Origin of the sequence: Streptomyces sp. NPDC046805, from assembly GCF_040645355.1 — a bacterium.
GTDB lineage: Bacteria > Actinomycetota > Actinomycetes > Streptomycetales > Streptomycetaceae > Streptomyces.
On record NZ_JBEYYC010000007.1, the window covers coordinates 16,528 to 41,568 of the forward strand.

22 protein-coding genes are annotated in these 25,041 nt (G+C 72.4%); 10 read left to right on the plus strand and 12 right to left on the minus strand.

Annotated features, from left to right (window positions below):
* The first annotated feature begins 62 nt into the window (after positions 1-62).
* From ABZ910_RS09915 to ABZ910_RS09935, 5 genes are read left to right on the plus strand one after another with little or no spacing between them, the layout of a single operon-like run.
* A complete protein-coding gene (locus ABZ910_RS09915) occupies positions 63-956 on the plus strand; it encodes an STAS domain-containing protein (RefSeq protein ID WP_361361470.1) in 894 nt (297 codons plus the stop codon).
* Positions 953-1,366, plus strand: coding sequence for an STAS domain-containing protein (locus ABZ910_RS09920; RefSeq protein WP_361361472.1), 414 nt, complete (start codon positions 953-955; stop codon positions 1,364-1,366). The genes ABZ910_RS09915 and ABZ910_RS09920 overlap by 4 nt, the downstream gene beginning before the upstream one ends.
* Entirely contained in the window at positions 1,363-1,812 is a 450-nt protein-coding gene (locus ABZ910_RS09925; RefSeq protein WP_361361474.1) for an anti-sigma regulatory factor, read from the plus strand. Before ABZ910_RS09920 ends, ABZ910_RS09925 begins: the two co-directional genes overlap by 4 nt.
* Complete coding sequence (locus tag ABZ910_RS09930) at positions 1,809-2,855, plus strand: SpoIIE family protein phosphatase (RefSeq protein ID WP_361361476.1); 1,047 nt, start codon at positions 1,809-1,811, stop codon at positions 2,853-2,855. Before ABZ910_RS09925 ends, ABZ910_RS09930 begins: the two co-directional genes overlap by 4 nt.
* Entirely contained in the window at positions 2,852-4,603 is a 1,752-nt protein-coding gene (locus ABZ910_RS09935; protein ID WP_361361478.1) for a GAF domain-containing SpoIIE family protein phosphatase, read from the plus strand. The genes ABZ910_RS09930 and ABZ910_RS09935 overlap by 4 nt, the downstream gene beginning before the upstream one ends.
* A 100-nt stretch (positions 4,604-4,703) precedes the next feature.
* Here ABZ910_RS09935 and ABZ910_RS09940 read toward each other — a convergent pair whose 3' ends face one another.
* Together ABZ910_RS09940 and ABZ910_RS09945 are read right to left on the minus strand one after the other, a co-directional pair.
* Positions 4,704-5,201: a MarR family transcriptional regulator gene (locus tag ABZ910_RS09940; protein WP_361361480.1), complete on the minus strand. Its 498-nt coding sequence runs from the start codon at positions 5,199-5,201 to the stop codon at positions 4,704-4,706.
* Between the two features lie 117 nt (positions 5,202-5,318).
* Positions 5,319-6,206 (minus strand): YihY/virulence factor BrkB family protein, encoded by an 888-nt coding sequence (locus ABZ910_RS09945; RefSeq protein WP_361361482.1) that lies wholly within the window; start codon positions 6,204-6,206, stop codon positions 5,319-5,321.
* A 281-nt stretch (positions 6,207-6,487) separates the two neighbouring features.
* On the opposite strand from ABZ910_RS09945, the gene ABZ910_RS09950 reads away from it, so the two are divergent.
* Positions 6,488-6,892: a hypothetical protein gene (locus ABZ910_RS09950; protein ID WP_361361484.1), complete on the plus strand. Its 405-nt coding sequence runs from the start codon at positions 6,488-6,490 to the stop codon at positions 6,890-6,892.
* Between the two features lie 82 nt (positions 6,893-6,974).
* Here ABZ910_RS09950 and ABZ910_RS09955 read toward each other — a convergent pair whose 3' ends face one another.
* Positions 6,975-8,657 (minus strand): serine/threonine-protein kinase, encoded by a 1,683-nt coding sequence (locus ABZ910_RS09955; protein WP_361361486.1) that lies wholly within the window; start codon positions 8,655-8,657, stop codon positions 6,975-6,977.
* A gap of 163 nt (positions 8,658-8,820) precedes the next feature.
* A complete protein-coding gene (locus ABZ910_RS09960) occupies positions 8,821-10,263 on the minus strand; it encodes a hypothetical protein (protein WP_361361805.1) in 1,443 nt (480 codons plus the stop codon).
* Positions 10,264-10,337: 74 nt separating this feature from the next.
* On the opposite strand from ABZ910_RS09960, the gene ABZ910_RS09965 reads away from it, so the two are divergent.
* A complete protein-coding gene (locus ABZ910_RS09965) occupies positions 10,338-11,708 on the plus strand; it encodes a molybdopterin-dependent oxidoreductase (RefSeq protein WP_361361488.1) in 1,371 nt (456 codons plus the stop codon).
* Positions 11,709-12,087: 379 nt separating this feature from the next.
* Here the strand turns inward: ABZ910_RS09965 and ABZ910_RS09970 are convergent, their stop codons facing one another.
* The 3 genes from ABZ910_RS09970 to ABZ910_RS09980 are packed head-to-tail and all read right to left on the minus strand — an operon-like array spanning position 12,088 to position 14,305.
* Positions 12,088-12,972, minus strand: a complete 885-nt coding sequence (locus ABZ910_RS09970) for a class I SAM-dependent methyltransferase (RefSeq protein WP_361361490.1) — start codon at positions 12,970-12,972, stop codon at positions 12,088-12,090.
* Positions 12,969-13,592 carry a DUF2064 domain-containing protein gene (locus ABZ910_RS09975; RefSeq protein WP_361361492.1) on the minus strand — a complete coding sequence of 208 codons (624 nt, stop codon included), beginning with the start codon at positions 13,590-13,592 and terminating at the stop codon, positions 12,969-12,971. Before ABZ910_RS09975 ends, ABZ910_RS09970 begins: the two co-directional genes overlap by 4 nt.
* Positions 13,589-14,305 carry a glycosyltransferase family 2 protein gene (locus tag ABZ910_RS09980; RefSeq protein WP_361361494.1) on the minus strand — a complete coding sequence of 239 codons (717 nt, stop codon included), beginning with the start codon at positions 14,303-14,305 and terminating at the stop codon, positions 13,589-13,591. The genes ABZ910_RS09975 and ABZ910_RS09980 overlap by 4 nt, the downstream gene beginning before the upstream one ends.
* A 148-nt stretch (positions 14,306-14,453) precedes the next feature.
* On the opposite strand from ABZ910_RS09980, the gene ABZ910_RS09985 reads away from it, so the two are divergent.
* On the plus strand, positions 14,454-15,200 hold the full coding sequence (locus ABZ910_RS09985; RefSeq protein WP_361361806.1) for a response regulator transcription factor: 747 nt from the start codon (positions 14,454-14,456) through the stop codon (positions 15,198-15,200).
* A 2-nt stretch (positions 15,201-15,202) separates the two neighbouring features.
* Entirely contained in the window at positions 15,203-16,315 is a 1,113-nt protein-coding gene (locus ABZ910_RS09990; RefSeq protein ID WP_361361496.1) for a HAMP domain-containing sensor histidine kinase, read from the plus strand.
* Positions 16,316-16,358: 43 nt separating this feature from the next.
* On the opposite strand, the gene ABZ910_RS09995 is transcribed toward ABZ910_RS09990, so the two are convergent.
* From ABZ910_RS09995 to ABZ910_RS10015, 5 genes are all read right to left on the minus strand, one after another.
* Positions 16,359-17,360: an NAD-dependent epimerase/dehydratase family protein gene (locus ABZ910_RS09995; protein ID WP_361361498.1), complete on the minus strand. Its 1,002-nt coding sequence runs from the start codon at positions 17,358-17,360 to the stop codon at positions 16,359-16,361.
* A 97-nt stretch (positions 17,361-17,457) separates the two neighbouring features.
* On the minus strand, positions 17,458-18,438 hold the full coding sequence (meaB, locus tag ABZ910_RS10000; protein WP_361361500.1) for a methylmalonyl Co-A mutase-associated GTPase MeaB: 981 nt from the start codon (positions 18,436-18,438) through the stop codon (positions 17,458-17,460).
* Positions 18,439-18,445: 7 nt separating this feature from the next.
* Positions 18,446-20,620 carry a methylmalonyl-CoA mutase gene (scpA, locus tag ABZ910_RS10005; RefSeq protein WP_361361502.1) on the minus strand — a complete coding sequence of 725 codons (2,175 nt, stop codon included), beginning with the start codon at positions 20,618-20,620 and terminating at the stop codon, positions 18,446-18,448.
* On the minus strand, positions 20,620-22,425 hold the full coding sequence (locus ABZ910_RS10010; RefSeq protein ID WP_361361503.1) for a methylmalonyl-CoA mutase subunit beta: 1,806 nt from the start codon (positions 22,423-22,425) through the stop codon (positions 20,620-20,622). The genes scpA and ABZ910_RS10010 overlap by 1 nt, the downstream gene beginning before the upstream one ends.
* Positions 22,426-22,585: 160 nt before the next feature.
* Positions 22,586-24,202 carry a hypothetical protein gene (locus ABZ910_RS10015; RefSeq protein ID WP_361361808.1) on the minus strand — a complete coding sequence of 539 codons (1,617 nt, stop codon included), beginning with the start codon at positions 24,200-24,202 and terminating at the stop codon, positions 22,586-22,588.
* Positions 24,203-24,551: 349 nt separating this feature from the next.
* On the opposite strand from ABZ910_RS10015, the gene ABZ910_RS10020 reads away from it, so the two are divergent.
* Positions 24,552-24,941 carry a cell division protein SepF gene (locus tag ABZ910_RS10020; protein ID WP_361361505.1) on the plus strand — a complete coding sequence of 130 codons (390 nt, stop codon included), beginning with the start codon at positions 24,552-24,554 and terminating at the stop codon, positions 24,939-24,941.
* Positions 24,942-25,041 lie beyond the last annotated feature (100 nt).

Consider the following 25,041-nt stretch of genomic DNA (forward strand, 5'->3'; position numbering starts at 1 on the left):
TGTGGCAATAATTGGCGGAGCTGCGCCGGTCGTGGCGCAGCGGCCTGTTCTTGAGGGAGACGATGCAGGTGCCGGAGCAGGCAGCGGCCGAGTCGGCGGCGCGGGAGCTGGGGGCTTTCCTGGAGCGCCGTCGCGAACAGATCGCCCAGCGATGGGCGGACGCCCCTCTTTTCAGAACGGTCTTCACCGTCTCACGGGACGAAGCCATGGAGGCGTGCAGGACCGTTGTGGACGCCCTGTCCGAGGCGGCGTCGAGCGGCCGGCTGGAAAGCATCGCGGCCCCCGGCTTCGGCTCGGTGCGCGAGCAGTTGGGTCGCATGGCCGCTTCCCGTGCCCGCAGGGGATTCACCCCCGCCCAGATAGCGGACGAGGCCGCCGGCCTACGGGTGGAGGCCGCCGACTTGCTGCGCGGCGAGGTCCAGGGCCTGCCCGATCAGGAGGCGCGGGAGGTTCTGCTGGCTCTGACCGTCCTGATGGGAACGCTGCGCCTGGTGATCATGGAGACGACGGTCAACGCCGGCGAGGAGCTGATCGCACGGCAGCAGCAGCAACTGCTCGAAGTGGCCACTCCCGTGATCAACCTGTGGGAAGGGATCATCGCGGTACCCCTGATCGGCACGCTGGACAGTGCCCGCAGCCAGGTGGTCATGGAGTCGCTGCTCCAGGCCATCGTGGAGCAGCGGGCCCGCTACGCGATCCTCGACATCACAGGTGTCCCCACGGTCGACTCGCTCGTCGCGCAGCACCTGATGAAGACGGTCGCCGCGGCCCGGCTGATGGGCGCCGAGTGCATCGTCTCCGGAATCCGCCCGGCCATCGCGCAGACCATCGTGCACCTCGGCATCGACCTGAGTTCCGTACTCACTCGCAGCTCGCTGGCCGACGCCCTGGCCTACGCGCTCACCCAGCAGGGCATCGAGGTCTCCCGGAGTGCGGCCGGTGTGAGCCCGCGATGACCATGCCCCTTCCGGGTGACTCGGCGGCGGTGCCGGTCCTGGCGCTGGGGAACATCCTGCTGGTCTCCCTCCAAGGGGAGTTGCACGACAGCATGGCCGAGCAGCTTCAGCAGGACATCACCCACCGCATCGCCCACAGCGAGGCGAGTGGCGTGGTCATCGATGTCTCGGGCGTCGAGATCGTCGACTCGTTCCTGGGTCGGGTCATCGCAGAGATCGCCGCCAGCGCCCGGTTGTTGGCCGCCCGCACCGTTCTGTGCGGGATGCGGCCCGCCGTGGCGATCACTCTGGTCGAGCTGGGCCTCACCCTGCCCGGCCTGGAGACCGCGCTCGACGCCGAACGAGCTCTCGAACTGCTCGAGCAGGATCCCTCCGTGGCCTCCTTGGGCATACGTGAGGGGTGCACGTGACTCCGGCCTCCGGCCCTGCCGTCGCGACGAGCCTGCCGATCGGCTCGGACGCGGACCTCGCGTGGGTCCGTCACCAGGTGCGCCAGTTCGCGGCCGAACTCGGATTCGGGCTCGTACAGCAGACGAAACTTGTCACCGCGGCCAGCGAGTTGGCCCGGAACACCCTCGTCCACGGCGGTGGAGGACACGCGCAGATCACCCCACTGCACAACGGCCTGAAGCGTGGGCTCCAGCTGGCGTTCATCGACACCGGCCCCGGCATTCGCGACATCGAGCTGGCCATGACCGACGGCTACACCACCAGGGGCGGTCTCGGGCTGGGCCTCGGCGGAGCCAAGCGGCTGGTGGACGAGTTCGCCCTCGACACCGAGCCCGGTCAGGGCACTGCCGTCACCGTCGTCGCCTGGGTCACCGGCGCGCCCGCCACTCGTCCGGGGCTCGGATGACGCGCGTCTGGGACATCCCGGTGCACGACTCCACCCGAGTGCGGGACGCCCGGGTGGCGACCGAGGCGGCCAGCGCCCATGCCCGCCTCGACGCCCACCGCACCGCGGTCGCCGCCCTGGTGGCCACCGAGCTGGCGACCAATCTGCTCAGGCACGCCGAGGGGGGCCGCCTGGTGATCCACCTCGTCGATCATCCGGAACCGGGCACCCCTGGTCCCGCGGTGCAGCTCGTCGCCCTCGACCACGGCCCCGGCATCCACGATGTCACCGAGGCCCTGCGTGACGGCTACACCACCAGCGACGCGTCACTCGGCGCCGGTCTGGGCACCTGCCTGCGCATATCCAGCGCGTTCGACCTGTACAGCAGCCATCGGGGCACCGTCTCGGTGGCCCGCATCGACCAGGGCGTCGGCCAGGCGAAGGCCCTGCCGGCCTGCCGAGCCGGAGGGATCAACGTCCCGCTCGCCCGGGCCGAGCACTCCGGAGACGCCTGGAGCTGCGTTCGCTCAGGCTCCCGGCTGACCCTGTTGCTCGCCGACGGCCTCGGTCACGGGCCCAAGGCCGCTCAGGCGTCCAGTGCCGCGGTCGACGAGCTGCACCGCGTCGGGCACCTGCCACCCGCGGAGATCCTGCGTCACATGCACCCGGCACTACGACCCACCCGCGGGGCGGCGGCGGCCGTGGCCCAGCTGGACACCGACAGCGGGGAACTCGCGTTCGCCGGGGTCGGCAACATAGGCGCCCGCCTGCATGTCACCGGGTCTTGGGAACACCTCGTCTCCCACCCCGGCATCGTCGGCGCCCAGTTCCCGTCGAGCGTACCCGTGTGCCGCCGGCCCTGGGGAGCGGGCAGCCTGCTCGTCCTGCACAGCGACGGATTGCCCAGCCGGTGGGTGCCGCCCGCTGATCCCGACCTCCTCACCCACGACCCGGCCGTGGTCGCGGCGACCATCCTCCGGGATGCCAGCAGCGCCGCCAGCCCCGTACGCGATGACACCTGTGTGGCCGTCCTGGCCTCCGACCACCCGGTCGGGCGCCCGTGATCCCGCCGGACGTCCGGAACGTCACCTCGGTCGCCGAGGCCGTCCGCGCCCGGACCTTCGCCGCGCGCCTCACGACGGGCTTGGGCGTATGCGAGGTCGAACGGGCTCGTTTCCTCACGGCGCTCACGGCACGGCTGCGCGAGTGTCTCGGCCAGGGCGGTGCGGAACTCACCCTCACCGTCCGGCCGTCCGGATCCGACGGGACCGTGTTCGTGCGGGCTGTCGGCGAGCCCATCCATCCCGAGCCGGACCGAACGCCGCCCTGGCGGCTTGCTCTCACCTGTCCGGGCCCTCCGGCACACGAACTGCCCCGGTCGGCGAGCCCGGACGACACCACCCACGCAGAAGCAGTCCTGGCCGCGGACGAGGAGACCGCTGCGGTCCTGCGCCGACTGGACGAGACGGAGCGGCAACTCCGTCTTCACGGCGAGGAGTTGCACCAGACCAACCAGGGCGTGCTGGCCCTGCATGCCGAACTGGACGCCGCCGCGCGGACCCAGCGCGACCTGCTCGACGCCGAACGAGCCGCACGAGGAGAGGCGGAGATGGCGCGGCGCCTGCTGACCTTTCTCGCCGACGCCAGCGCCGCCGTGACCGCGTCTCTCGACCAGGAGGACATCCTTCGGCGCCTTCCCGGGCTTCTCGTCCCCGAGTACGCGAGCGACGTCGACGTCTGGCTCTTCGACGAACCGGCAGAGCCGAACAGCGCCCACTCCGCCGCCGCGGTCGCGGCCGCCCGCCTCGACCGTCCGCAGCACGCCGGACCGCACCCCGGCGCCCTCCCGGGCATCGACGACCTCCCCCCTTCCGCGCTGTCCCCGAACCGGCCGCTGCTGTGCATCCCCCTCACCGTGCGCCACACCTCGGGCGTGCTGACACTGACCGCGCCCGGCGACCGCTTCGACGAGGACACGAGCGTGATGCTGGTCGAACTGGCCCGCCGTACCGCCATCGCCCTGGACAACGCCCGCCAATACGAACAGCACCGGGACACCGCCGAAGCCCTGCAACGTGCCCAGCTCACCGACCTGCCCCCCACCGAGGGCCTGCGTCTGGCAGCCCGCTATCTGCCCGCCACCCGAGGACTCAACATCGGCGGCGACTGGTACGACGCCTTCCCCCAACCCGACGGCAGCCTGCTGACCGTCATAGGAGACGTCACCGGACACGGGCTGCGCGCCGCTGTCATCATGGGCCAACTGCGCACCGCCCTGCGGGCCTACGCGGTCGAGGACGACAGCCCCGCCCGGATCCTCACCCGCCTGCACCGCATGCTGCGCCATCAGCAGCCGGACCTGTACGTGACCGCGGTGATCGCCCGTTTCCGGCCCGGCGACCCCCACGTCGTATGGGCCGCCGCCGGACACCCTCCTGCTGTGGTCCGCGCGCCCGGCGGAACCGTGCGCGTCCTGGACGCCAGGCCCGGCGTCATGCTGGGAGTGCCCCTTCCCTTCGAGTACGAGGACCACACAGCCGAACTGCCGCCCGGCTCGACGCTCGTCATGTACACCGACGGCCTCGTGGAGCGTCGAGCTCATGGCATCGACCCGGGTATCGAGGTGCTCGGCAGGACCCTGGCCGCACTGGGCGAATCCGAGCTGGAGGACCTGGACGGGTGCGCCGAGTCGCTGCTCGAGCCCCTGGTGCACAACTCCGAACGAGAGGACGACGTCTGTCTCCTCCTGTGCCACATCCCTCTGCCCGAAGGCCGGCGCGCCCTGGGCGGCGCAGGCCACTCCGGAAACTAGGAGGGTCTACTCTCCGACGCCGCCATCGTCTGCCTCGACCGGACAGCGGGACAGGGTGTGATGCCGGAGCGACGCGACAGGCGCCGCCGAACCGCTGACTCTACGGCGCTTTCGGTGGCCGGGAGGACGCTGCGGCCTGTGCGGGGAAGAAGGCTTTCATGCCACGGATGAGCGCCGATCGATCTGCGGGTTCCATGGCCGCCAGTGCCCCAGCCAGGGCCTGGGTCCGTCGATGGGCCACGTCGTCCAGAACACGGCGCCCGTGACCGGTGAGCCTCAGTTGCACCTCGCGACGCTTGCGCGGGTGCAGTGCGCGCTCCAGCATCCCCGCCGCCTCCAGCCGGTCACAGAGACGGCTGGCGGTGGGAAGCCCTATGTCCAGTCGTTCCGCCAAGCCCGTGAGGTTCATCTCCGGCGCCGTCTCCAGGGCCCGAAGCGCCCCCAGTTGGTGGAGCGACAACCGCACGGCCGCCTCCTGAGCAGTCATGGACCACAGGCTCACAAGACGCTCCACGGCATCGGCGATCTCGTGCGCGCCCGCGCTCGGATCGTCGCCCGAGCCCTCAGCGCGGCCGTCGGCGCCGTCGGGAGGTGTCACGGACACATCACTTTCAGTAAGGTCGGCTGCTGCGGGGACAACCCGTATCCAATCGCTGTACCCGGGGAGTCGGAGGGCAAGCGGCGTTCGTGCCGTCCTGCGTGAAATCGCCGGACGTTACGGCCGGTCCGCCGCTAGCACTGGACGATTGACCTTTTCCCCTTGAGCGGACTTCGCCAGCTCCGCGTTGAACTGAGCGCCGGTCAAAAGGGCCAGGTTGGACAGCCACAGCCAGATCAGGAAGACGACGACGCCTGCCAATGAACCGTACAGGCGGTGATAGGTGCTGACATGGGAGGTGTAGAAGGCGAATCCGAGTGAGACGGCCAGCACGAGAGCCACCGCCAATGTGCCGCCGGGCGCCATCTTCCGAACAGGGCGGGAAGGCGCGGGGCCCGAGCGATACAGGACGAGCACCAGGGCGACCGCGACCGCGGCCACGACCGGCCAACGCAGTGTGTCCCAGGCCGCTTGCGGTCCGGTACCAAGATCCAGCGCCCGGCCCAGACGTCGGGCCAGGTTGCCGGTGAGGGACAACGCGAGGGTGGACGTGAGAAGCAGGGCGACCAGGACGAGGGCCGTGGCGATGATGCGTGGAGCGGTGCGCCAGACCGGCCGGTGCGCACTGATCCGATACATGGCGTGCAACGCTCGGCGGAAGACGCTCAGATAGCTGGACCCCGACCACAGAGCTGCCGCCCCTCCGAGGAAGATCAGCGTCCATGCCTCTGACGACTGTCCGGCCATCTGCCGCAGGGTTCTGCGCAGCAGAGCGTGGGACGCGACCGGGGCGGCCTGCGACAGGCGGTCGATGACTTCCGGCTTGACCGTGGGCATGGTCAGACCCAGGATCGAGAGGATGACCAGCAGTACGGGGAACAGGGCCAGGACCGCGTAATAGGTCAGCGCGGCAGCCCAGTCCGTGACGTCGTCGTTCCAGATGGCCGCCGGCGTCCGGCGCAGCGCTGCGCACCACCGAGCCGTGCGACTTTCTGCAGCGTCCATGAGGCGGATGCTCTCACCTCCGATGCCCGGGCCGCCTGCTGAGCTCGGACATCTGATGCCCGCTGAGGTCCACGGCATGTGCAGACATCACGGGCCGGCCGAGAGCGCGTGGAGGAGCATGCTGTCGGCGAAGTCGACCTGGGCGAGATCCGCCACCGTCGTGGCAAGGCTCGCGAGCTCGGTGGCCTCCCTTGCGGCTTCGACGTCCCCGGTGACGTACTCGGTTGGAGCTGAGTACGTGCGCTCTGGTCGGGGATGCAGCGCGGGGAAACGCTGGGGTCATGCGTCGAAGACTGCTGAAGACCGTTCCCCAGCTCGTGTCGGGCCTTGTGCCGGCCGGGGTGGCGTTGGCGATGTGGGCTGCGTGGCTGGGGTGGGACCAGCAGCGTGATGTGCATCCTGATGGCACGACGACCGGGCCGTACGAGGCGTGGCAGGTGATCGGGCTGGTGCTGACTCTGCTGGTGCCGGTGTACTGGGCGGCGTCCCGGCGCCACGTCGCGGGCGCTGTGTTCGGCACCACGGCCGGCCTCACCGTTGCCGCCTTTGTCGACTGGTCGGACGACACCAGCGGCCTCTTCGTGATCGGCGTGGGGATGGTCGCGATCGGAAGCCTCGTCGCGACCACCTTCGTTTCCTGGGTGATCGCCTCCGTCAGTAACGGTCGCGGACCAGCTGGGTCTTGAGGATGCCGCCGTGGTACAGCCGGCCGTGTCCGTCGGCGACGGAGATGGCGTCGGTAGTTGACGGCCTCATCCTCCGCAGCTCCTAGGCATCCCGCCAGACCGTCATGTCGGCCATCACGAAGGCGGCCCCGTCCTGTGGTCGGATGGTCGACTTCACCTGGATCACGATGAGTGCGATGTCGCCGGAGGAGTGCTTGACGCATATCTCGCTGCCGGCCGCGACGGCGGCCAGGGGGAGGTGGTGGCTTTTGCCGTCCCTGAGGATGCGACTGCACTCGTCGTAAGAGGCCCTTGGCTCGCCGAACAGCGGGGTCATCACGCTGGTCCTGCTCTCCAGCGCGCATTCGATCGCGCCGCAGACGAGGCGGATGTCCCCCTTGCGGTCCCTGTGATCGACGGGCTCCTCGATGCTCACTGAGTTCTTCTCGTTCAGATACTCGACGGGGTACGCAACCGCTTCCGGCGTTGTGGGTCCTGCAAAGGATGGGGAGGGGCCCGACACCCCCGGTGCCTGGACGTCAGTCCCTTCCCCTGAGGACGGCGCGGAGGTCGATGACGACGCCGAAGACTGTGCGGTTGGCGCCGGACCGGACGTCGAGGAAGCGGTCGTATGCCGGTGACGGAGCCCGTCCGCCGCGTCGATGAGGATCCAGGTCGAGCCCAGCAGCAGCGCGACCGCCGCCGTCACGACGCCGGCAGTGATCCACGCGGCACGTCGCCTGCGGGCCCGCCGCTCGTCCGGCCCTGCCGACGCCGACCCCACCGACCCCGTCGGCCATGCCGGTTGCTGCCACCCCGGTTGCGGCTGCGTGACCAACGGCAGCGTGTGCACCTGGGCGAGGGCCGGGACCGGAGGGTCCGGGACCGGCGGGGGGACCGTCACCTCCTGTCCCGCCAACTCCCGCCACACGGTCGGACCCGCGCCTTCTTCGGCGTCAGGGCCCAGCCGTTCACGGCACCACTCGACGACCTCCGCGGGGGTGGCCCGTTCCGCCGGGTCGGCGGCCAGGCACCGGGCGATCAACGGACAGAGCTCCGCGGGGAGTCGGGACAGGTCGGGTTCGGAGTGCACGATCCGGTAAAGCACGTTGACCGCGGGGCCGTCGCCGTACAGCGGCTCGCCGAGCGCCGCGAACGCCGCCGTCTGGCCGAGCGCGAAGATGTCGGTGGCGGCCGTGACCTCCCCCGCGGATGCCTGTTCGGGAGCCATGAACGCGGGTGTGCCGATGGCGCCGCCCGTGGCCGTGTGCGAGGTGGCGTCGGAGGCCAGCGAGATCCCGAAGTCGATCACGCGCGGGCCGTCGGCGGCCAGCAGCACGTTCGACGGCTTCAGGTCCCGGTGCACGATGCCCACGCCGTGGATGGCCTGCAGCGCCTCGGCCACCCCCGCCATCAGCCACAGCACCGCCGGCACCGGCAGCGGTCCACGCCGGGCCACGGCCTCCGTCAGGGAGGGACCCGGTACGTACAGCGTGGCCAGCCAGGGCGGCACTCCGTCCGCGTCGGCGTCGATCAACTCGGCGGTGTACGCGCCCCGGACCCGCCGCGCCGCCGCTATCTCCCGGCGGAACCGCCGCCGGAAGTCCGGGTCGTCGGCCAGTTCGGGCCGTACGACCTTGATCGCCACGGGGCGGCCGCCCTGCGTGTGCGACAGGTAGACCCGGCCCATGCCACCCGCGCCGAGCCGCGCCGCGAGACGGTAACCGGCAACCAGGGCCGGGTCGTCCGCCTGCAGTGGCTGAAACACCTCAGCCGCGTCGTTCATCTGCCCTCGTCCCCCTGATCCCCTGATCCCGCGAAGCCGCGGAACCCGCGAAGCCGCGCTCCCCTGATCCCTCGCTCAACAGACAAGTTGATCAGGGGGAGCAGCCTAAGCGGGAGGGCGTCGGCGTCGATCACCGGAGGGGCGTTCCCGGAGCTGAAGGGCCTCACCAACTCGTCAACAGCAGGTGGTTGAGAAGCAGCGCGAGGACGGCCTGGGCGGCCAGCCAGGCGCGGGGGCGTGGCAGAAACGCGCAGGACGCGAGCAGCCACACCGCGAACGGAAGCCAGATGCGTTCCGTCTCCGCCTTGCTCATCCCGGACAGGTCGGCCGCCAGGAGGGCCAGCAGGGCGGCGGACACGAGGAGGGCGAGGCGGGACTCGGCGACAGTCGAGCGGGTGATGGGCGAGGGGGTGGCGGTCGAGTGGGGGGTGGCTGCCCGTGGGCGCAGCCTCAGCAGTACGGCACCGGTGCGCCGTAGGCCTGCCGCCGTCGCCAGGCCCGTGATGAGCACCGTGCAGGCGAGGTTGGCCCACACCCAGTAGCCGTAGGGGCGGACGCCGCCCGCGCCCTGGTAGTAGCGCGTGACCAGTTGGCGGTACGCCTCCCACCAGTCGAACCCGGCGAGCGTGAACGCCGTCGGTACGACGGCCAGCCCGACGAGCAGCAGTACGAGCAGCAGGGCGAACAGCGGTACGGGGCGCTGCCGGAGGCGGCCTCGGCCCAGGAGCAGCACCGCGACCGCGATCAGCGCGAAGAGCGTGAGGCCGTACGAGAGGTAGCAGGCCAGGCCGAACAGGAGCCCGGAGGGGGCCGCGTAGAAAACGGACCGAACCGATCCACCGGTGACCGCGAGTGCCAGCAGCGCCACGGCCCACGCCGCGACCGCCGCGAAGTACGCGTCGGCCGATGTGCCCATCCACACCGCGGCCGGAGCCAGCACCAGAAAGGGCGCCGCCTGCCGGGCCAGTGTCTCGTCGGCCAGGGCCCGCACCGCGACCAGCACGGCCACGCACGCCGTCGCGCCGGCCGTGATGCACCAGGCCCCGGCCCAGCCCCCGCCCCGCAGGCCGATCCGGTCGAGCAGGACGAAGGTGAGCGTCGCCGCGGGTGGGTGCCCGGCGATGTGGGTGGGCCAGGGGGCGGGGGAGCCGAGCACGATGTGGTGGGTGAAGTCCCGCAGGGTCGCCGGGATGTCGTGGAAGCGGTCGATGCCTCGGAGGTACTCGTAGCGGGTGGTGAGGCGGCCTGCGATGCCCCGACCCCAGCCGTCGATCAGGGCCAGGGTCCAGATCCAGGTCATGGCCGCGGCCCAGGACGCTGCGAGCAGGGGCCGCCAGGGCAGACGGGCCGCGACGGCGGGGCCGTACGCCACGACGGCCGCCGCGACGAGGACGGCGACCGGTGTGCCCGGCCCGACGTGGGGTTCCCAGGTGGCCAGGAGCGGTGGCCAGTGGACGACCAGCGTGTGGTGGGTGTACTGGATGTGGCGGCCGATCAGGATGGCCGCCGTCACCAGCAGGGCGGCGGCCACGGCGGCGTACACGTCGCGGCGGAGCGCCACGCGGCAGGGGGTGGCGGGCAGGTCGCGGCGGAGGAGGGCGGTCACACGGCTCACATCGGAACGCTAGGCCGCATGGTCGGCCAGGGACCGCCCGACGAGCCGGACGTCAGCGTTTCGTCATGGGTCGCGCACCCTTTCCAGGGGTGCGCCCGGCCTACGGTCGGACCATGCGCGACCCACAGCCATCCCCTCGGCGCGGCCCACAGCCCTCCTCTGGGCGCGACCCGCGGAGTTCCCGTCCGCACGACCCGCGGCGCTCTCCTCTGCACGATCCGCGGCTTCCCACGTCGCCCGGCTTCTGGCGCAGCCCCCTGCGCGGCCCCTGGTTCACGTCGGTGCTCGGCCTCGTCCTGCTCGTCGGCATCACCGTGCTGTTCGTGACGGGGCTGGTCTCCTACGCCGCCTACAACCCGGACCTCGCCCCGGTGAACGACAAGACCCCGGACAAGGGCATCCTCGGCTTCTACCTCTTCGCGTGGCCGACCGACCCGCACTGGCTGTACCGGCTGACGCAGGGCGTCCATGTCACGCTCGGGATCACCCTCATCCCCGTACTCCTGGCGAAGCTGTGGTCGGTGGTGCCGAGGCTGTTCACGCTGCCGCCGGCCCGCTCGCTCGCCCACGCGCTGGAGCGGATCTCGCTGCTTCTGCTGGTCGGTGGCGCGCTGTTCGAGTTCGTCACCGGTGTGCTCAACATCCAGCTGGACTACATCTTTCCCGGCTCCTTCTACACGCTGCACTTCTACGGCGCCTGGGTGTTCTTCTCCGCGTTCGTCGTGCATGCCGTGCTGAAGGTGCCGACCGCCGTGCGCACCGTACGAGGGGCGCGCGAGGAGGGGGACCTGACCGCCGCACGGCCCGCTCCGCCCACCGTCTCGCGGCGCGGCGCGCTGTGGACGGTCGGCGGTGGCTCGCTGCTGCTGTTCGTCACCAGCGTCGGCCGCAGCTTCGACCAACCGCTGCGCACGACCGCCCTGCTCGCGCCGCACGGCGGAGCTGACCCGGGCAGCGGACCGAGCGGCTTCCAGATCAACAAGACGGCCGCGTACGCCGGGATCAGCGCGGCCGAGACCGGCGACGAGGCATGGCGGCTCGTGGTCACCGGGCGCACCGGCACCGTCCGGCTCAGCCGCAGTCAGCTTCTCCGACTTCCCCTGCACAGTTCGGCGTTGCCCATCGCCTGCGTCGAGGGCTGGTCCACGTCGGACCAGTGGTGGCGCGGGGTGCGGCTGCGTGACCTCGCGGCGCTCGTCGGATACGCGGGCGCGCCGCCGGACGTGTTCGTCGAGTCCCTGCAGCGGCACGGCGGCTTCCGCCGCGCCGCCCTGCGTGCCAACCAGGTCGCGGACCCCCGCTCCCTGCTCGCCCTGTACGTCAACGGCGAGGAACTGTCCCTCGACCACGGCCACCCCGCGCGGGTCATCGTGCCCGCGGCGCCCGGTGTGCTGAACACCAAGTGGGTGGCCCGGATGACGTTCGGAGAGCTGTGATGAGTCCGCGCATCCCGGGCACTCCGGGCACTCCGAGTACTCCGAGCGCGCGGATCCCTCGCGGTGCGATTCCGCGGATTCCGCTCGGCAGTACCCTCCAACTGCTCTTGCTCGCCTGCTCGTTCGCGCTCGCCGGATACGCGGGCGTACGGCTGCTCTCCTACGACTGGCCGGCCGTGGTGCTGTGGTTCGTCGGGGCAGCCGTACTGCACGACCTGGTGCTGGTGCCGCTGTACGCCTCGGTCGACCGGGCGGTCACCGGAGGGCTCGACGCGGCCGGTCACCGTGAGCGGATGCTGTACGTGCGCGTGCCGGCCGCGTTCTCCGCGCTGCTCCTGCTCGTGTGGTTCCCGTTGATCAGCGGTCGGGTGGAGCAGAGTTACCGGTTGGGCGCCGGGCTGTCGACGGCACCCTTCCTCACCCACTGGCTGCTGATCACCGCCGTGCTCTTCGGCGGCTCGGCGCTGCTGCTGGTGTGGCGGGTGCGCAGGGCGACGAAGCGGCGGCCGCCGGCCGACCACTGAGCGACGGCCCGCCATTCGGCCTTCCGCGCGTGCCGGAGCAGCGCCGGTGTGCCGAGCCGGGCCCACGGGAACGGGCGGCCGGCCCCGTGGATGTCGGTGTGGGTGACGTCGACGACTTGCACCTGGGCGCGTTCGTCGACGTCCGCCCAAGCGGTCTCGGCGATGAGCAGGCCTCCGGGGGCAAGGAGCGTGGCCACCCGGTGCAGCAGCGCGCGGGGGTCGCCGCCGATGCCGACGTTGCCGTCCATGAGGAGGACCGTGCCCCAGCGCCCCTCGTCGGGCAGCGGCTCGAAGACGGAGCGTCGCAGCGCCGGCCCCTCCCCGGATCTCCGGCCGCGCCGAACGGGCCGACGGGGGCGAACGGAGGGCGCGTCCGATCGCCGTACCGTCTGGGCGACGGCGGCCTCACTCACGTCGATCCCGAGGACCGTGCGGCCGCGCGCGGCGAGCTCCGCCACCAGGCGCCCGGGCCCGCACCCGACGTCGAGCACGGCGCCCTCGCAGCGGTCCAGCACCTCCCGGTCGACCTGGTCGGCCCGGGCGCACCAGCGTTCCACGTCCAGCGGCAGCAGCCAGCCGTCGGTGCGGCGCAGGAACAGCGGGCCGCGCCCGGCGTGCAGGGCGGCGGCGTACGGGTCGGAGCGGGACCAGCCGGGCACGGCACGTGCGGCGGGTATGGCAGACGTGGCCGGCGCTTCGGCCGGTGCGGTGCGGCCCGTCAGGCCGGGGCCGCCGCTCATCGGCCCCTCCCCGTGGTCTCGGTGCACCGGGCCAGCCGTGCGGCGAACCGGCCGTGCGGGGCCAGTGCGGCCACGGCCCGCGCGTCGGCGGCCGTGTCGACGTCGCGCAGCCGTGGCAGGTCGCGCACCCGCAGCCCGGCCGCGACGAGCCGCTCCCGCTGCACGGCACCCGTGACCGGCGTCGACATGGGCACGCCCCGCAGCAGACCGGGGTCGGGCCGGGCCATGCCCACCGCCCAGAACCCGCCGTCCTCCGCCGGGCCGAAGTACGCGTCGCAGTCGGCGAAGTCCACGGTGAGCAGCTCCGATGTCACCTGAGGCGTGTCCATGCCGATCAGCAGGGCCGGGCCCGCGCACCCGGCGAAGGCGTCCGCCAGCCGCTCGTCCAGCCCGCCCGCACACTGCGGTACGACGTCGAAACCGGGCGGCAGCCACGGCCCCGGACAGCCGTCGAGGACGAGGACGCGCCGGGCGGCCGGGGTGCGCGCCACGGTGTGCAGCGTGTCGGCGAGGGACGCCTCGGCGAGGGCCGCCGCCTCGGCCGGCGTGAACGGTGGCGTGAGCCGGGTCTTCACCCGGCCCGGACGCGGCTCCTTGGCGATGACGAGAAGGGTGGTCACCGGTGGGCTCCTTGCCGTACTGGTGCCTCGGCCAGGACGCGGCTCATGTCCCGCACCGCCTGCCAGGTGCCGCGCCAGGTGCCGGTCACCTTGGAGGCGCCGGTGCGCGGCAGGTAGGGGACGTCGTGCTCGGTGACGTGCCACCCGGCGTCGGCCGCGCGCACGACCATCTGGAGCGGATAGCCGCTGCGCCGGTCGGTGAGGCCGAGGGTGAGCAGCGGCTCGCGGCGGGCGGCGCGCAGCGGGCCGAGGTCGTGCAGACGCAGGCCGGTGCGGCGGCGCAGCATCCGGGCGAGCGCGAGGTTGCCGGCCCGGGCGTGCGCGGGCCACGCGCCCAGGCTCCGCGGCCGCCGTCGGCCGAGCACCAGGTCCGCCGTACCGTCGCGCACCTCCCGCACGAAGGGCACGAGCAGGGCCGGGTCGAGGGAGGCGTCGCAGTCGCAGAAGCAGACGATGTCGGCGGTCGCGGCGGTCAGCCCGGCGTGGCAGGCGGCGCCGAACCCGCGGCGCGGCTCGTCCACGACGGTCGCGCCGAGCGCGCGGGCGACGTCCGCCGAGCCGTCGGTCGAGCCGTTGTCGACGACGAGAGCGCGCCAGCCGTCCGGGACGCGGGCCAGGACCCAGGGAAGGGCCTCGGCCTCGTTCAGACAGGGCAGCACGACATCGACATCGGCCTCGACGTCCTGCGGTCGCGGTGGGGGCGAGGTGGTCACGGCTGAAACCCTACGGACGCGAAGCGGGCATTTCGGTCTCTCGCTCCTTACGAAACGCGGACGTCGGAGGCCCGGGCGATCCGCGCGGGCGCCTCCGACACCGGCGCGGTGCGAGGCTGGAGGCATGCAGCAGCAGCCGTACGAGCGCATGAGTCAGCGCATGGGGCAGCCCGAGGGGGACCGGTCCGCGCGGGTTTTGGTCGTCGACGACGATCCGACGGTCGCCGAGGTCGTGGCCGGATACCTGGACCGGGCCGGTTACCTCGTGGACCGTGCCGACGACGGTCCGGCCGCGCTCGCCCGCGCCGCCGCGCACTGGCCGGATCTGGTGGTGCTGGACCTGATGCTGCCGGGCATGGACGGGCTGGAGGTGTGCCGGCGGATGCGCAAGCGCGGGCCCGTGCCGGTCGTCATGCTCACCGCCCGCGGCGACGAGGACGACCGCATCCTCGGCCTGGAGGTCGGCGCCGACGACTATGTCACCAAGCCGTTCAGCCCACGGGAGCTCGTGCTGCGGGTGGAGTCGGTCCTGCGCCGCACCCGGCCCGCCGCCGTGGCGGCGCACCCGCTGAGCGCGGCGGGCCTCACCCTCGACCCCGCCGCCCGCCGGGCCGCCAAGAACGGCACCGAACTCGGCCTCACCCTGCGCGAGTTCGACCTCCTCGCCTTCTTCCTGCGAAACCCGGCACGCGCGTACAGCCGCGAGGACCTGATGCGCGAGGTGTGGGGCTGGGACTTCGGCGACCTGTCGACCGTCACGGTCCATGTGCGGCGGCTGCGCGGCAAGGTCGAGGACGATCCGGCCCGGCCCCGGCTGATCCGGACCGTGTGGGGCGTCGGCTACCGCTTCGACCCGAACGGCACCGGTCTCACCGCCGAAGGAGAGGCGGGCTGACCGTGCGCGACACCCTGCTCATCGCCCTCTACGCCTTCCTCGGCGCCGCCGTGACGGGGCTGGCCGGAGTGGGCGTGCTGCGGCTGATCCGGCGCCGCTCGCTCACCGCCTCGCTCACCGTGGTGGCGTCCGTGGGAGTGTTCGCGATGCTCGCGGGCACGCTCGCCGTCGCCTGGGCGATGTTCCTGTCGCCGCACGACCTGACCGTCGTCACGACCGTCGTCGCGATGGCCGCCGCCGTCTCCCTGGCGACCGCGCTGCTGCTGGGCCGCTGGGTCGTCGCCCGCAGCCGCGAACTCACCGACGCCGCACGCTCGTTCGGCGACGGCGGCGCCTTCGCCGCGCCCGCCGGCCCGGCGACCGCCGAACTGGACGCGCTCAGCCGCGAGTTGGCGGCGACCAGCGCCCGGCTCGCCGAATCCCGGGAGCGCGAACGCGCGTTGGAGACCTCCCGGCGCGAGCTCGTCGCATGGATCTCGCACGACCTGCGTACGCCGCTCGCCGGTCTGCGCGCGATGTCGGAGGCGCTGGAGGACGGTGTCGCCGCCGACCCCGACCGGTATCTGAAGCAGATCCGCACCGAGGTCGAGCGCCTCAACGACATGGTCGGCGACCTCTTCGAACTCTCCCGCATCCATGCCGGCACGCTTCCCCTCTCCCCGTCCCGGATGTCGCTGTACGACCTGGTCGGCGACGCCCTGGCGGGAGCGGACGCCCTCGCCCGCGCGCACGGCGTGCGGCTGGTCGGCGACCACGTGGCGCCGGTGCCGGTGGAGGTCGACGGCAAGGAGATGAGCCGGGTCCTGGGCAACCTGCTGGTGAACGCGATCCGCCGGACCCCCGCCGACGGAACGGTCGCCGTCGCCGCCGAACGCTCGCCCGACGGCGTGGTGTTGTCGGTGTCGGACGGCTGCGGCGGCATCCCCGAGGAGGACCTGCCGCGCGTCTTCGACACCGGCTGGCGCGGCACCCACGCCCGTACCCCGCCGGGGGGCGCGGGCCTGGGCCTCGCCATCGTCCGGGGCATCGTGGAGGCCCACCAGGGGCACGCCACCGTACGCAACGTCCCCGGCGGCTGCCGCTTCGAGGTGACGCTGCCCGCGGCGGAGGCGTAGGCCCTTTGAGCAGCCCGGGCTCACTCCGCCCGCAGGCCCGGGCTCACTCCCCGCGCAGCCCGGCCGACGCGAACTCGCGCACGCCCTCCGCGAAGCCGACCTCCGGTTTCCAGCCCAGCTCGGTGCGCAGCCGGGACGAGTCCGCCGTGATGTGCCGTACGTCCCCCAGCCGGTACTCGCCGGTGACGACCGGCTCCGGGCCGCCGTACGCGGCGGCCAGCGCGCGGGCCAGCTCCCCGACGGTGTGCGGCTCACCGCTGCCCGTGTTGTACGGCGTCAGCACCCCCTCGGCCGCCCGCGCCTCCAGCGCGGTCACGTCGGCGGCCGCCACGTCCCGCACGTGCACGAAGTCCCGCCGCTGCCGCCCGTCCTCGAAGACGCGCGGGGCCTCGCCCCGCGCCAGCGCCGAGCGGAAGAAGGAGGCGACCCCGGCGTAGGGGGTGTCGCGGGGCATCCCGGGGCCGTACACGTTGTGGTAGCGCAGCGACACCGCGGAGCCGCCCGTCGACCGGGCCCAGGCAGCGGCCAGGTGCTCCTGGGCGAGCTTGGTCGTGGCGTACACGTTCCGGGGATCGGCCACGGCGTCCTCGCCGACCAGCCCAGGGGACAGCTCCGCGCCGCACACCGGGCACAGCGGCTCGAACCGGCCCGCGTCCAGGTCGGCGACGGCCCGCGGCCCCGGCCGCACCACACCGTGCCGCGGGCAGGTGTAGCGCCCCTCGCCGTACACGACCATCGAACCGGCCAGCACGAGGTGCCGTACGCCCGCGTCCGCCATGGCGGTGAGGAGGACGGCGGTGCCCAGGTCGTTGTGCGCGACGTACTCCGCCGCGTCGGCGACCCCGTTGCCGAGCCCGACCAGCGCCGCCTGGTGGCACACCGCGTCGACACCGGCCAGCGCGCGGGCGACGGCGTCGGGATCGCGCACGTCGGCGCGCGGATCGTCCCGCACGTCGAACACGACCGGCTCGTGCCCGCGCGCCCGCAGCGCCTCGACCACATGGGACCCGATGAACCCGGCACCGCCGGTGACCAGCACACGCATACGGCCACGCTAAGCGCGCGGCGGCGCGGCGGCGCGTCCGCCGCCCCGCACGTCACCGCTCCGTAAGACCCGAACGACCTGGTGGTGAGGCCATCGGTCAGCCGCCGAACGCCCCCAGAATCCGCTCCGCGGCCAGCGTCGCCGTCAACGAGCCGTCCCGGACCTGCTGTTCCAGCGCGGGGGCCGCCGCCCGGACGGCCGGGTCGGCGTGCAGGCGGCCGAGGATCTCGTCGCGGACCATGGACCAGGTCCACTCGACCTGCTGGTCGCGCCGTTTCGCGGTGAGGCGCCCGGTCGAGTCCAGCAGCGTACGGTGCTGCTCCAGCCGCTCCCAGACGACGTCCAGGCCCGTCGACTCACGGGCACTGCAGCTCAGCACCGGCGGCGTCCAGAAGGCGTCCTTGCCGTGCATCAGCCGCAGCGCGCCCGCCAGTTCGCGGGCGGCGCCCTTCGCGTCCCGCTCGTGGGGGCCGTCCGCCTTGTTCACGGCGATCACGTCCGCCAGCTCCAGGACACCCTTCTTGATGCCCTGGAGCTGATCTCCCGTGCGGGCCAGCGTCAGCAGCAGGAAGCTGTCGACCATCCCGGCGACCGCGGTCTCCGACTGGCCGACACCGACGGTCTCCACCAGGATCACGTCGTAGCCGGCCGCCTCCATCACGACCATGGACTCGCGGGTCGCCTTCGCCACTCCGCCCAGCGTGCCCGCGCTGGGGGAGGGGCGCACGAAGGCGGCCGGGTCCACCGCCAGCCGCTCCATCCTGGTCTTGTCGCCCAGGATCGAGCCGCCGGTGCGCGTCGAGGACGGGTCGACGGCCAGCACCGCCACCCGGTGGCCCAGCGACGTCAGCAGCGTGCCGAACGCGTCGATGAACGTCGACTTGCCGACCCCCGGCACCCCGCTGATGCCGATCCGCCGCGCCCGGCCGCTGTGCGGGAGCAACTCGGTGAGCAACTCCTGTGCCAGCGCCCGGTGCTGCGGGCGGGTGGACTCGACGAGGGTGATGGCGCGGGCCACCAGGGCCCGCTTCCCGTCGAGCACACCCTTCACATAGGTGTCGAGATCGATCGGTGCCATCGCGCGCTCACAGCTCGTGGCCGAGGTCGGCCGACAGCCGCTTCACCAGGTCGTACGCCGCGTCCGGGATCACCGTCCCGGGCGGGAACACGGCCGTGGCGCCCATCTCCAGCAGGGTCGGCACGTCCTGCGGCGGGATCACCCCGCCGACCACGATCATGATGTCCTCCCGGCCCTCCTCGGCGAGCTGCTCGCGCAGCGCCGGTACGAGGGTGAGGTGACCGGCGGCCAGCGAGGACACGCCGACCACGTGGACGTCCGCCTCGACCGCCTGGCGGGCCACCTCTTCCGGGGTCTGGAACAGCGGGCCCACGTCGACGTCGAAGCCGAGGTCGGCGAAGGCGGTGGCGATCACCTTCTGGCCGCGGTCGTGGCCGTCCTGGCCCATCTTGGCGACCAGGATGCGCGGTCGGCGCCCCTCGGCCTCCTCGAAGGCGTCCACCAGGGCACGGGTGCGGTCCACGCTCGGCGACTCACCTGCTTCGTTGCGGTACACGCCGGAGATCGTACGGATCTGGCTCGCGTGCCGGCCGTACACCTTCTCCAGGGCGTCGGAGATCTCGCCGACGGTGGCCTTGGCGCGGGCCGCGTGCACGGCCAGCTCCAGCAGGTTGCCGTCGCCGTCGGCCGCCCGCGTCAGCGCGTCCAGCGCCGAACGGCACGCGGCCTCGTCCCGCTCCTCCCGCAGCCGCCGCAGCTTCTCGATCTGCTGGGCGCGTACGGAGGAGTTGTCGACCTTGAGGACCTCGATCGCCTCGTCGCTGTCGACCCGGTACTTGTTCACGCCGATCACCGGCTGACGGCCGGAGTCGATGCGGGCCTGCGTGCGGGCCGCGGCCTCCTCCACGCGGAGCTTGGGAATGCCCGCGTCGATGGCCTGCGCCATGCCGCCCGCCTGCTCGACCTCCTGGATGTGCGCCCAGGCCTTGCGGGCGAGGTCGTACGTCAGCTTCTCGACGTACGCGCTGCCGCCCCACGGGTCGATGGTCCGGGTCGTGCCGGACTCCTGCTGGATGAGCAGCTGCGTGTTGCGGGCGATGCGCGCCGAGAAGTCGGTGGGCAACGCCAGTGCCTCGTCGAGGGCGTTGGTGTGCAGCGACTGGGTGTGGCCCTGGGTCGCCGCCATCGCCTCCACGCACGTCCGCGTGACGTTGTTGAACACGTCCTGCGCGGTCAGCGACCAGCCCGAGGTCTGCGAATGCGTGCGCAGGGACAGCGACTTGGCGTTCTTCGGCTCGAACTGGCCGACCAGCTTGGCCCACAGCAGCCGCGCCGCCCGCAGCTTCGCGATCTCCATGAAGAAGTTCATGCCGATCGCCCAGAAGAAGGAGAGGCGCGGCGCGAAGGCGTCGACGTCCAGGCCCGCCTCCCGGCCCGCCCGCAGGTACTCCACGCCGTCCGCGAGCGTGTACGCCAGCTCCAAGTCGGCCGTCGCGCCCGCCTCTTGGATGTGGTAGCCCGAGATGGAGATGGAGTTGTAGCGGGGCATCCGCTGCGAGGTGTACGCGAAGATGTCGGAGATGATCCGCATCGACGGCTTCGGCGGATAGATGTAGGTGTTGCGGACCATGAACTCCTTGAGGATGTCGTTCTGGATGGTCCCGGCCAACTTCTCGGGCGCTACGCCCTGTTCCTCCGCCGCCACGATGTACAGCGCCAGCACCGGCAGCACGGCGCCGTTCATCGTCATCGACACCGACATCTTGTCCAGCGGGATGCCGTCGAACAGCTGCCGCATGTCGTAGATCGAGTCGATGGCGACACCCGCCATGCCGACGTCGCCCGTCACGCGCGGGTGGTCGCTGTCGTAACCCCGGTGCGTGGGCAGGTCGAAGGCGACCGACAGGCCCTTCTGGCCGGCGGCCAGGTTGCGCCGGTAGAACGCGTTGGACTCCTCGGCGGTGGAGAAGCCCGCGTACTGCCGGATGGTCCAGGGCTGGTTGACGTACATCGTCGGGTACGGGCCGCGCAGATACGGCGCGATGCCGGGGTATGTGCCCAGGAAGTCCAGGCCTTCCAAGTCACCTGCGGTGTACATGGACTTGACGTCGATGCCCTCCGGGGTCTCCCACAGCGGCTCTTCGCTCCCGGTCGCCTGCTTGACGGCCGTACGCCATTCCTCGGCCGTGCCGCCGGAGACGGGGGTCCCCAGCTCGATGCCGGAGAAGTCGGGGATTCCCATCAGGACACTCCCATGCGGTCGAGGGTCGCGGACAGCACGGCCACGGCGTCGCAGCCCGCGAAGACGTACGAGTCGATGCCGGAGTAGTCCCCCCGGCCCGCGAGGAACACGTGCCGGGCGCCGGAGGCCTTCAGTGACTCGGCCATCTGCGCGGCCTGTTCCTCGTACAGCGCGTCACTGGAGCACAGCACGGCCTCGGTGGCGCCGCTGTCCTCGAAGCCGCCCTCGGTCACCGGCTCGATGCCGCCCGCCTGGAAGAGGTTGGCGGCGAAGGTCGCGCGCGCGGTGTACGCGGCGGCCGAGCCGATCATGGCGAGGAAGATCCGCGGGCGGGCGCCGGTCGCGGCCAGATGGGCGTCGGAGCGGGCGCGCAGCTCCTCGTACGCCTCGTCGCGGCGCACGCGCGGCAGTCCGCCGGACAGCTGCTCGGGCGCGGGCGTGCGCTCCACGGGCTTCTCGGCGAGCAGCGGGAACTCGCTGACGCCGGTGATGGGTTCGCGCCGCTTGGCGAGCCTCTTGGAGCGATCCGCCCAGGTCGTCGCCAGGTCGGTGCGCAGGCGGCCGGAACGCAGCACCGCCGCCTGGCCGCCGTCGCGCTCGATGGTCCGGAAGAACTCCCAGCCGGCCCCGGCGAGTTCGTCGGTCAGTCGCTCGACGTACCAGGAGCCGCCCGCCGGGTCGGTCACCCGGGCCAGGTGCGACTCCTCGACCAGGATCGTCGAGGTGTTGCGGGCGATACGGCGCGCGAACGCGTCCGGCAGGCCCAGCGCGTGGTCGAACGGGAGGACGGTCACGGAGTCGGCGCCGCCGACCCCCGCGGCCAGTGTGGCCACCGTCGCGCGCAGCATGTTCACCCACGGGTCGCGGCGGGTCGTCATCACCGGCGAGGTGACGGCGTGCTGCACCTGAGCGCCCGCGCCGGGCGCCCCGCACACCTCGGCGACCCGCGCCCACAGGCGCCGGGCGGCCCGCAGCTTGGCGATGGTCAGGAACTGGTCGGCGGTGGCCGCGTAGCGGAACTCCAGCTGCGCACAGGCCTGTTCGATGTCCAGTCCGGCCTCGGTCAGCTCGCGCAGGTAGGCGACACCGGTGGCGAGGGAGGCGCCGAGCTCCTGCGCGGCCGAGCCGCCGGCCTCGTGGTACGGCAGGGCGTCCACGGTCAGCGCGCGCAGCCCCGGGTACGCCTCGGCGCAGCGCGCGGCGAGGGCGGCGGCCGGGGCGACGTCCTGCGGGTGGCCGGTGCGGGCCTCGTGGCCCAGCGGGTCCGCGCCGAGGTTGCCGCGCACCGCCTTCGCGTCGACACCGCGCTCCTCGTACAGCCGCAGCAGCTCGGCCGCGGCGGCCTCGAACTCACCGCCCGCGTCCAGGACGACCGGCGCCAGGTCGAGGTAGACGCCGTCGAGCGCCCGGCCCAGCCCGGAGACCGGGATGCCGCCCTCGCCCAGCACCAGCCACAGCGAGGAGACGCCGTTCTCCAGGTCGGTCAGGATCGCGCCGTCGTCGAGCGCCGCGTGCCGCTGCCGTACGTCCCAGCCGCCCGCGGTGTTGCCCTCGGGGCGGCCGCCGCGCACGAACGGCGCGAAGCCCGGCAGCCCCGGGTCTGGCGCGCCGTCGCGCGCGGTGTACAGCGGCCGGGTGCGCAGCCCGTCCTCCAGCGTCGTGGACAGGGCGTCCTCAGCTGCCGCGCCCGAGACTTCCTTGCCCGACTTGCGCAGCACACCCTCCACCAGGCGTTGCCACTGCTCGTGTGTCGCGTCAGGGAACTCGGCGGCCAGTGAGAGCCCGTCGTCAGGCAGGACCGTCATGCTCGGATGCTAGGGCAGAGCGCTCAAACGGCAGCAGAGCCCAGGGCTGTGACGTTGCCCTCGTTGCGGCTGTGACCTGTGCCTCCTGTCGGAAGGAGCGCCCGCTTCGGCAGGAGGCGGAGGCCTTCTCTCGAAGCTCGAGGACCCCTCTTCCGGGGCCCTATTCCGTCCTCAGTCGCACGTCCTGGCTCGACAGCGTCTGCGGGGACGCCGTGAAGGCGCGCAGCCGGATGCGGACGCCGGACGCGGGGAGGTTGAACCTGCCGTCGGGCGGACGCAGTTCGAGCTGCGCCGTGCCGTGGGCGGGAATCGTGGCCGGGCCGCGCACGAGCGACCAGTACTTGTTCATCCCCTGGCCCGTGGTGAGTGTGAAGTGCGGGGTGAGCGCGTCGTCCGTCGCGTTGGTCACCTGCAGGGTCATGGCCGACACGGCCTTCGCGGTCGCCGCGGTCCGGCGCACCGACGTGACCCGCATCCGCAGCGGCGGCGAGCCGGTCACGGCGAGGGCGGCGCTCGTCAGCGCCGGCGCGAGCAGGAGCGCGATCGTGGCGACGAGGGCCGGACGGCGACGGTGCCCGGTCAGCGGCCGGGGCCGCGGCTGCCAGGCGCGCTGGAACTCCGACAGGGGCGCGGTGATCGCCGCCGCCAGCCACAGCGGCGTCATCATCAGGTAGTAGCCGTCCTGGGAACGGGTCGCCAGATAGAAGGCGCACCAGGGCAGCACGGTCGCCGCCGGGCCCAGCCGCCGTACGAACAGCACGAACAGGGCGAGCAGACCCGCCGCGAGCAGCATGCTCGCGCGTGCGTACCAGTCCAGCCGGTCGCTGCCGTCGGTGAAGTACAGCGAGACGCCCACCAGGCCCTGGCCGTGCAGCACCGCGCCCTGGGTCAGCGGCAGCGCGACCCCGTCCAGCCAGGGGCCCGGCTCCCGGACGATGAAGTACGCGCTGATCAGCAGCCACACGGCGGCGGCGATCCCGACGATCCGCAGCACGATCAGCCGGGCCGCCCGGCCGCCGAGCTCGGGGCGGCGCAGCGCGTAGGTACCGGCCAGCAGGAACGGCGCGACGAACCACGGCAGTTGCTGCGCCGCGCACGCGGCCCCGAGGCAGACGGCCCGCGCGATCCCCGCGGCGCCGAGCCGGCCGCCCTTTCCGATCCGCGGCCAGCGCACCACGACCGGCACCAGCAGGACCATGGCCAGGATCGCCGGGTAACCGAGCCGGGCGTACGTCGGCAGGAGGCCGAAGCCCAGGCAGACCATCGTCGCCGCCGACCGCCACGGCACGGGCAGCATCCGCCACAGCGCGACCGTGCCGACGAGCAGTGCGCCCGTGGTCATCGCCGTCGCGGGCGCGCCGTAGCGTCCCACCCACAGCAGCGGCGCGGTCAGCAGCGGGGTCAGCGGGGGGTAGCCGTACGTGAAGTCGTAACCGCCGCTCATCGTCGGAGTGAGGGCGACGCCGTGGCCGAAGAGCCAGGGCCAGGGGCGCCCGTAGACCGGGTGTCCGGCGGCGAGTTCCCTGGCGGCCTGGACGGTGAGGATCGCCTCGTCGCTGCCTCTGTGGCTCAGGAACCAGCCGCACAGGGTGAGCGTCACCGCCGTCACGAGGACCACCAGGTCCAGGCGGACCAGCGACCGCGTCCGGCGGACCGTCAGGGCCAGCACCCCGGTCACCAGCATCCCGGCGTAGCAGACGGAGATGACGCCCGCGAGGGCCATGCGGTGGGTGGCCGCCTGCGTCCACATCGGCCGGGTGCCGATGAACAGGCTCATGTCGGCGAGGAGGGTCAGGACGCGGTGCCACTGTGCCGGGACGCCGGAGGCACCGGGAGCGGCGAATCCCGCCGACCAGGTCCGTCGTACAGGCGTCACCTGCTGTGTTTCTGCCAAGCGCACGGCATCGGACGCTAATCGCCGACGGTGAACCGGGCTTCGTCCTGGATGAAGAGTCGGGTGTGAAGTCGGTAAGAAACGGGCTAATTGGCGCGTATGGGGTACGAGGCAGCAGCGGGGGACGCCGTCGGCCGGATCGCGCATCGTGTCGCTGTTGGGCTGAACAGGTGATTTGGCGTAAGAATTGGCCGGTGCAGGAAATGAGAGCGAGTCAGGTCGGGGGGAGCCGGTGAACCACTACGACGTCACCGATGAGCAGTGGGAGGGGCTCGCTCAGGTCGTGCCGTTGCGGGGCCGGGACGCATGGCCGTCCGCGGTCGGCCACCGCTCGCTCCCGGACGCGACGACCGAGGCCCGGCGCCGGTTCGTCGTCCTGCGGGTCAATGTCTTCGCCGACGCCCGCGAAGTCGCCGAGACGCTGATGGCCGGCGTCCCCGTCCTGCTCGACCTGTCCAGCGCGGAGACCGAGGTCGCCAAGCGCGTCCTCGACTTCAGTACCGGCGTCGTCTTCGGCCTGGGCAGCGGCATGCACCGGGTCGACCGGAACGTGTTCCTGCTCACGCCGCCCGGCACCCAGGTCAGCGGGCTCATGGAGGGGGCCGGGATGTCCGGCACATGAGGCCCGTCCCCCGATCGTAGGAAGGTGCCGGGGGCGGAACGATTCGGCGTCACCGTGGAGTCCTACCGTCCGCATATGGCCGTGCCTTCGGTGCCTCCGG

What these genes read in the sequence shown, in the direction of transcription:
- ABZ910_RS09915 (WP_361361470.1), top strand. Translation starts at nt 63, where the DNA reads ATGCAGGTGCCGGAGCAGGCAGCGGCCGAGTCGGCGGCGCGGGAGCTG.
- ABZ910_RS09920 (WP_361361472.1), top strand. Translation starts at nt 953, where the DNA reads ATGACCATGCCCCTTCCGGGTGACTCGGCGGCGGTGCCGGTCCTGGCG.
- ABZ910_RS09930 (WP_361361476.1), top strand. Translation starts at nt 1,809, where the DNA reads ATGACGCGCGTCTGGGACATCCCGGTGCACGACTCCACCCGAGTGCGG.
- ABZ910_RS09945 (WP_361361482.1), bottom strand. Translation starts at nt 6,206, where the DNA reads ATGGACGCTGCAGAAAGTCGCACGGCTCGGTGGTGCGCAGCGCTGCGC.
- ABZ910_RS09950 (WP_361361484.1), top strand. Translation starts at nt 6,488, where the DNA reads ATGCGTCGAAGACTGCTGAAGACCGTTCCCCAGCTCGTGTCGGGCCTT.
- ABZ910_RS09955 (WP_361361486.1), bottom strand. Translation starts at nt 8,657, where the DNA reads ATGAACGACGCGGCTGAGGTGTTTCAGCCACTGCAGGCGGACGACCCG.
- ABZ910_RS09965 (WP_361361488.1), top strand. Translation starts at nt 10,338, where the DNA reads ATGGGTCGCGCACCCTTTCCAGGGGTGCGCCCGGCCTACGGTCGGACC.
- ABZ910_RS09970 (WP_361361490.1), bottom strand. Translation starts at nt 12,972, where the DNA reads ATGAGCGGCGGCCCCGGCCTGACGGGCCGCACCGCACCGGCCGAAGCG.
- ABZ910_RS09985 (WP_361361806.1), top strand. Translation starts at nt 14,454, where the DNA reads ATGAGTCAGCGCATGGGGCAGCCCGAGGGGGACCGGTCCGCGCGGGTT.
- ABZ910_RS09995 (WP_361361498.1), bottom strand. Translation starts at nt 17,360, where the DNA reads ATGCGTGTGCTGGTCACCGGCGGTGCCGGGTTCATCGGGTCCCATGTG.
- meaB (WP_361361500.1), bottom strand. Translation starts at nt 18,438, where the DNA reads ATGGCACCGATCGATCTCGACACCTATGTGAAGGGTGTGCTCGACGGG.
- scpA (WP_361361502.1), bottom strand. Translation starts at nt 20,620, where the DNA reads ATGGGAATCCCCGACTTCTCCGGCATCGAGCTGGGGACCCCCGTCTCC.
- ABZ910_RS10010 (WP_361361503.1), bottom strand. Translation starts at nt 22,425, where the DNA reads ATGACGGTCCTGCCTGACGACGGGCTCTCACTGGCCGCCGAGTTCCCT.
- ABZ910_RS10015 (WP_361361808.1), bottom strand. Translation starts at nt 24,202, where the DNA reads ATGAGCCTGTTCATCGGCACCCGGCCGATGTGGACGCAGGCGGCCACC.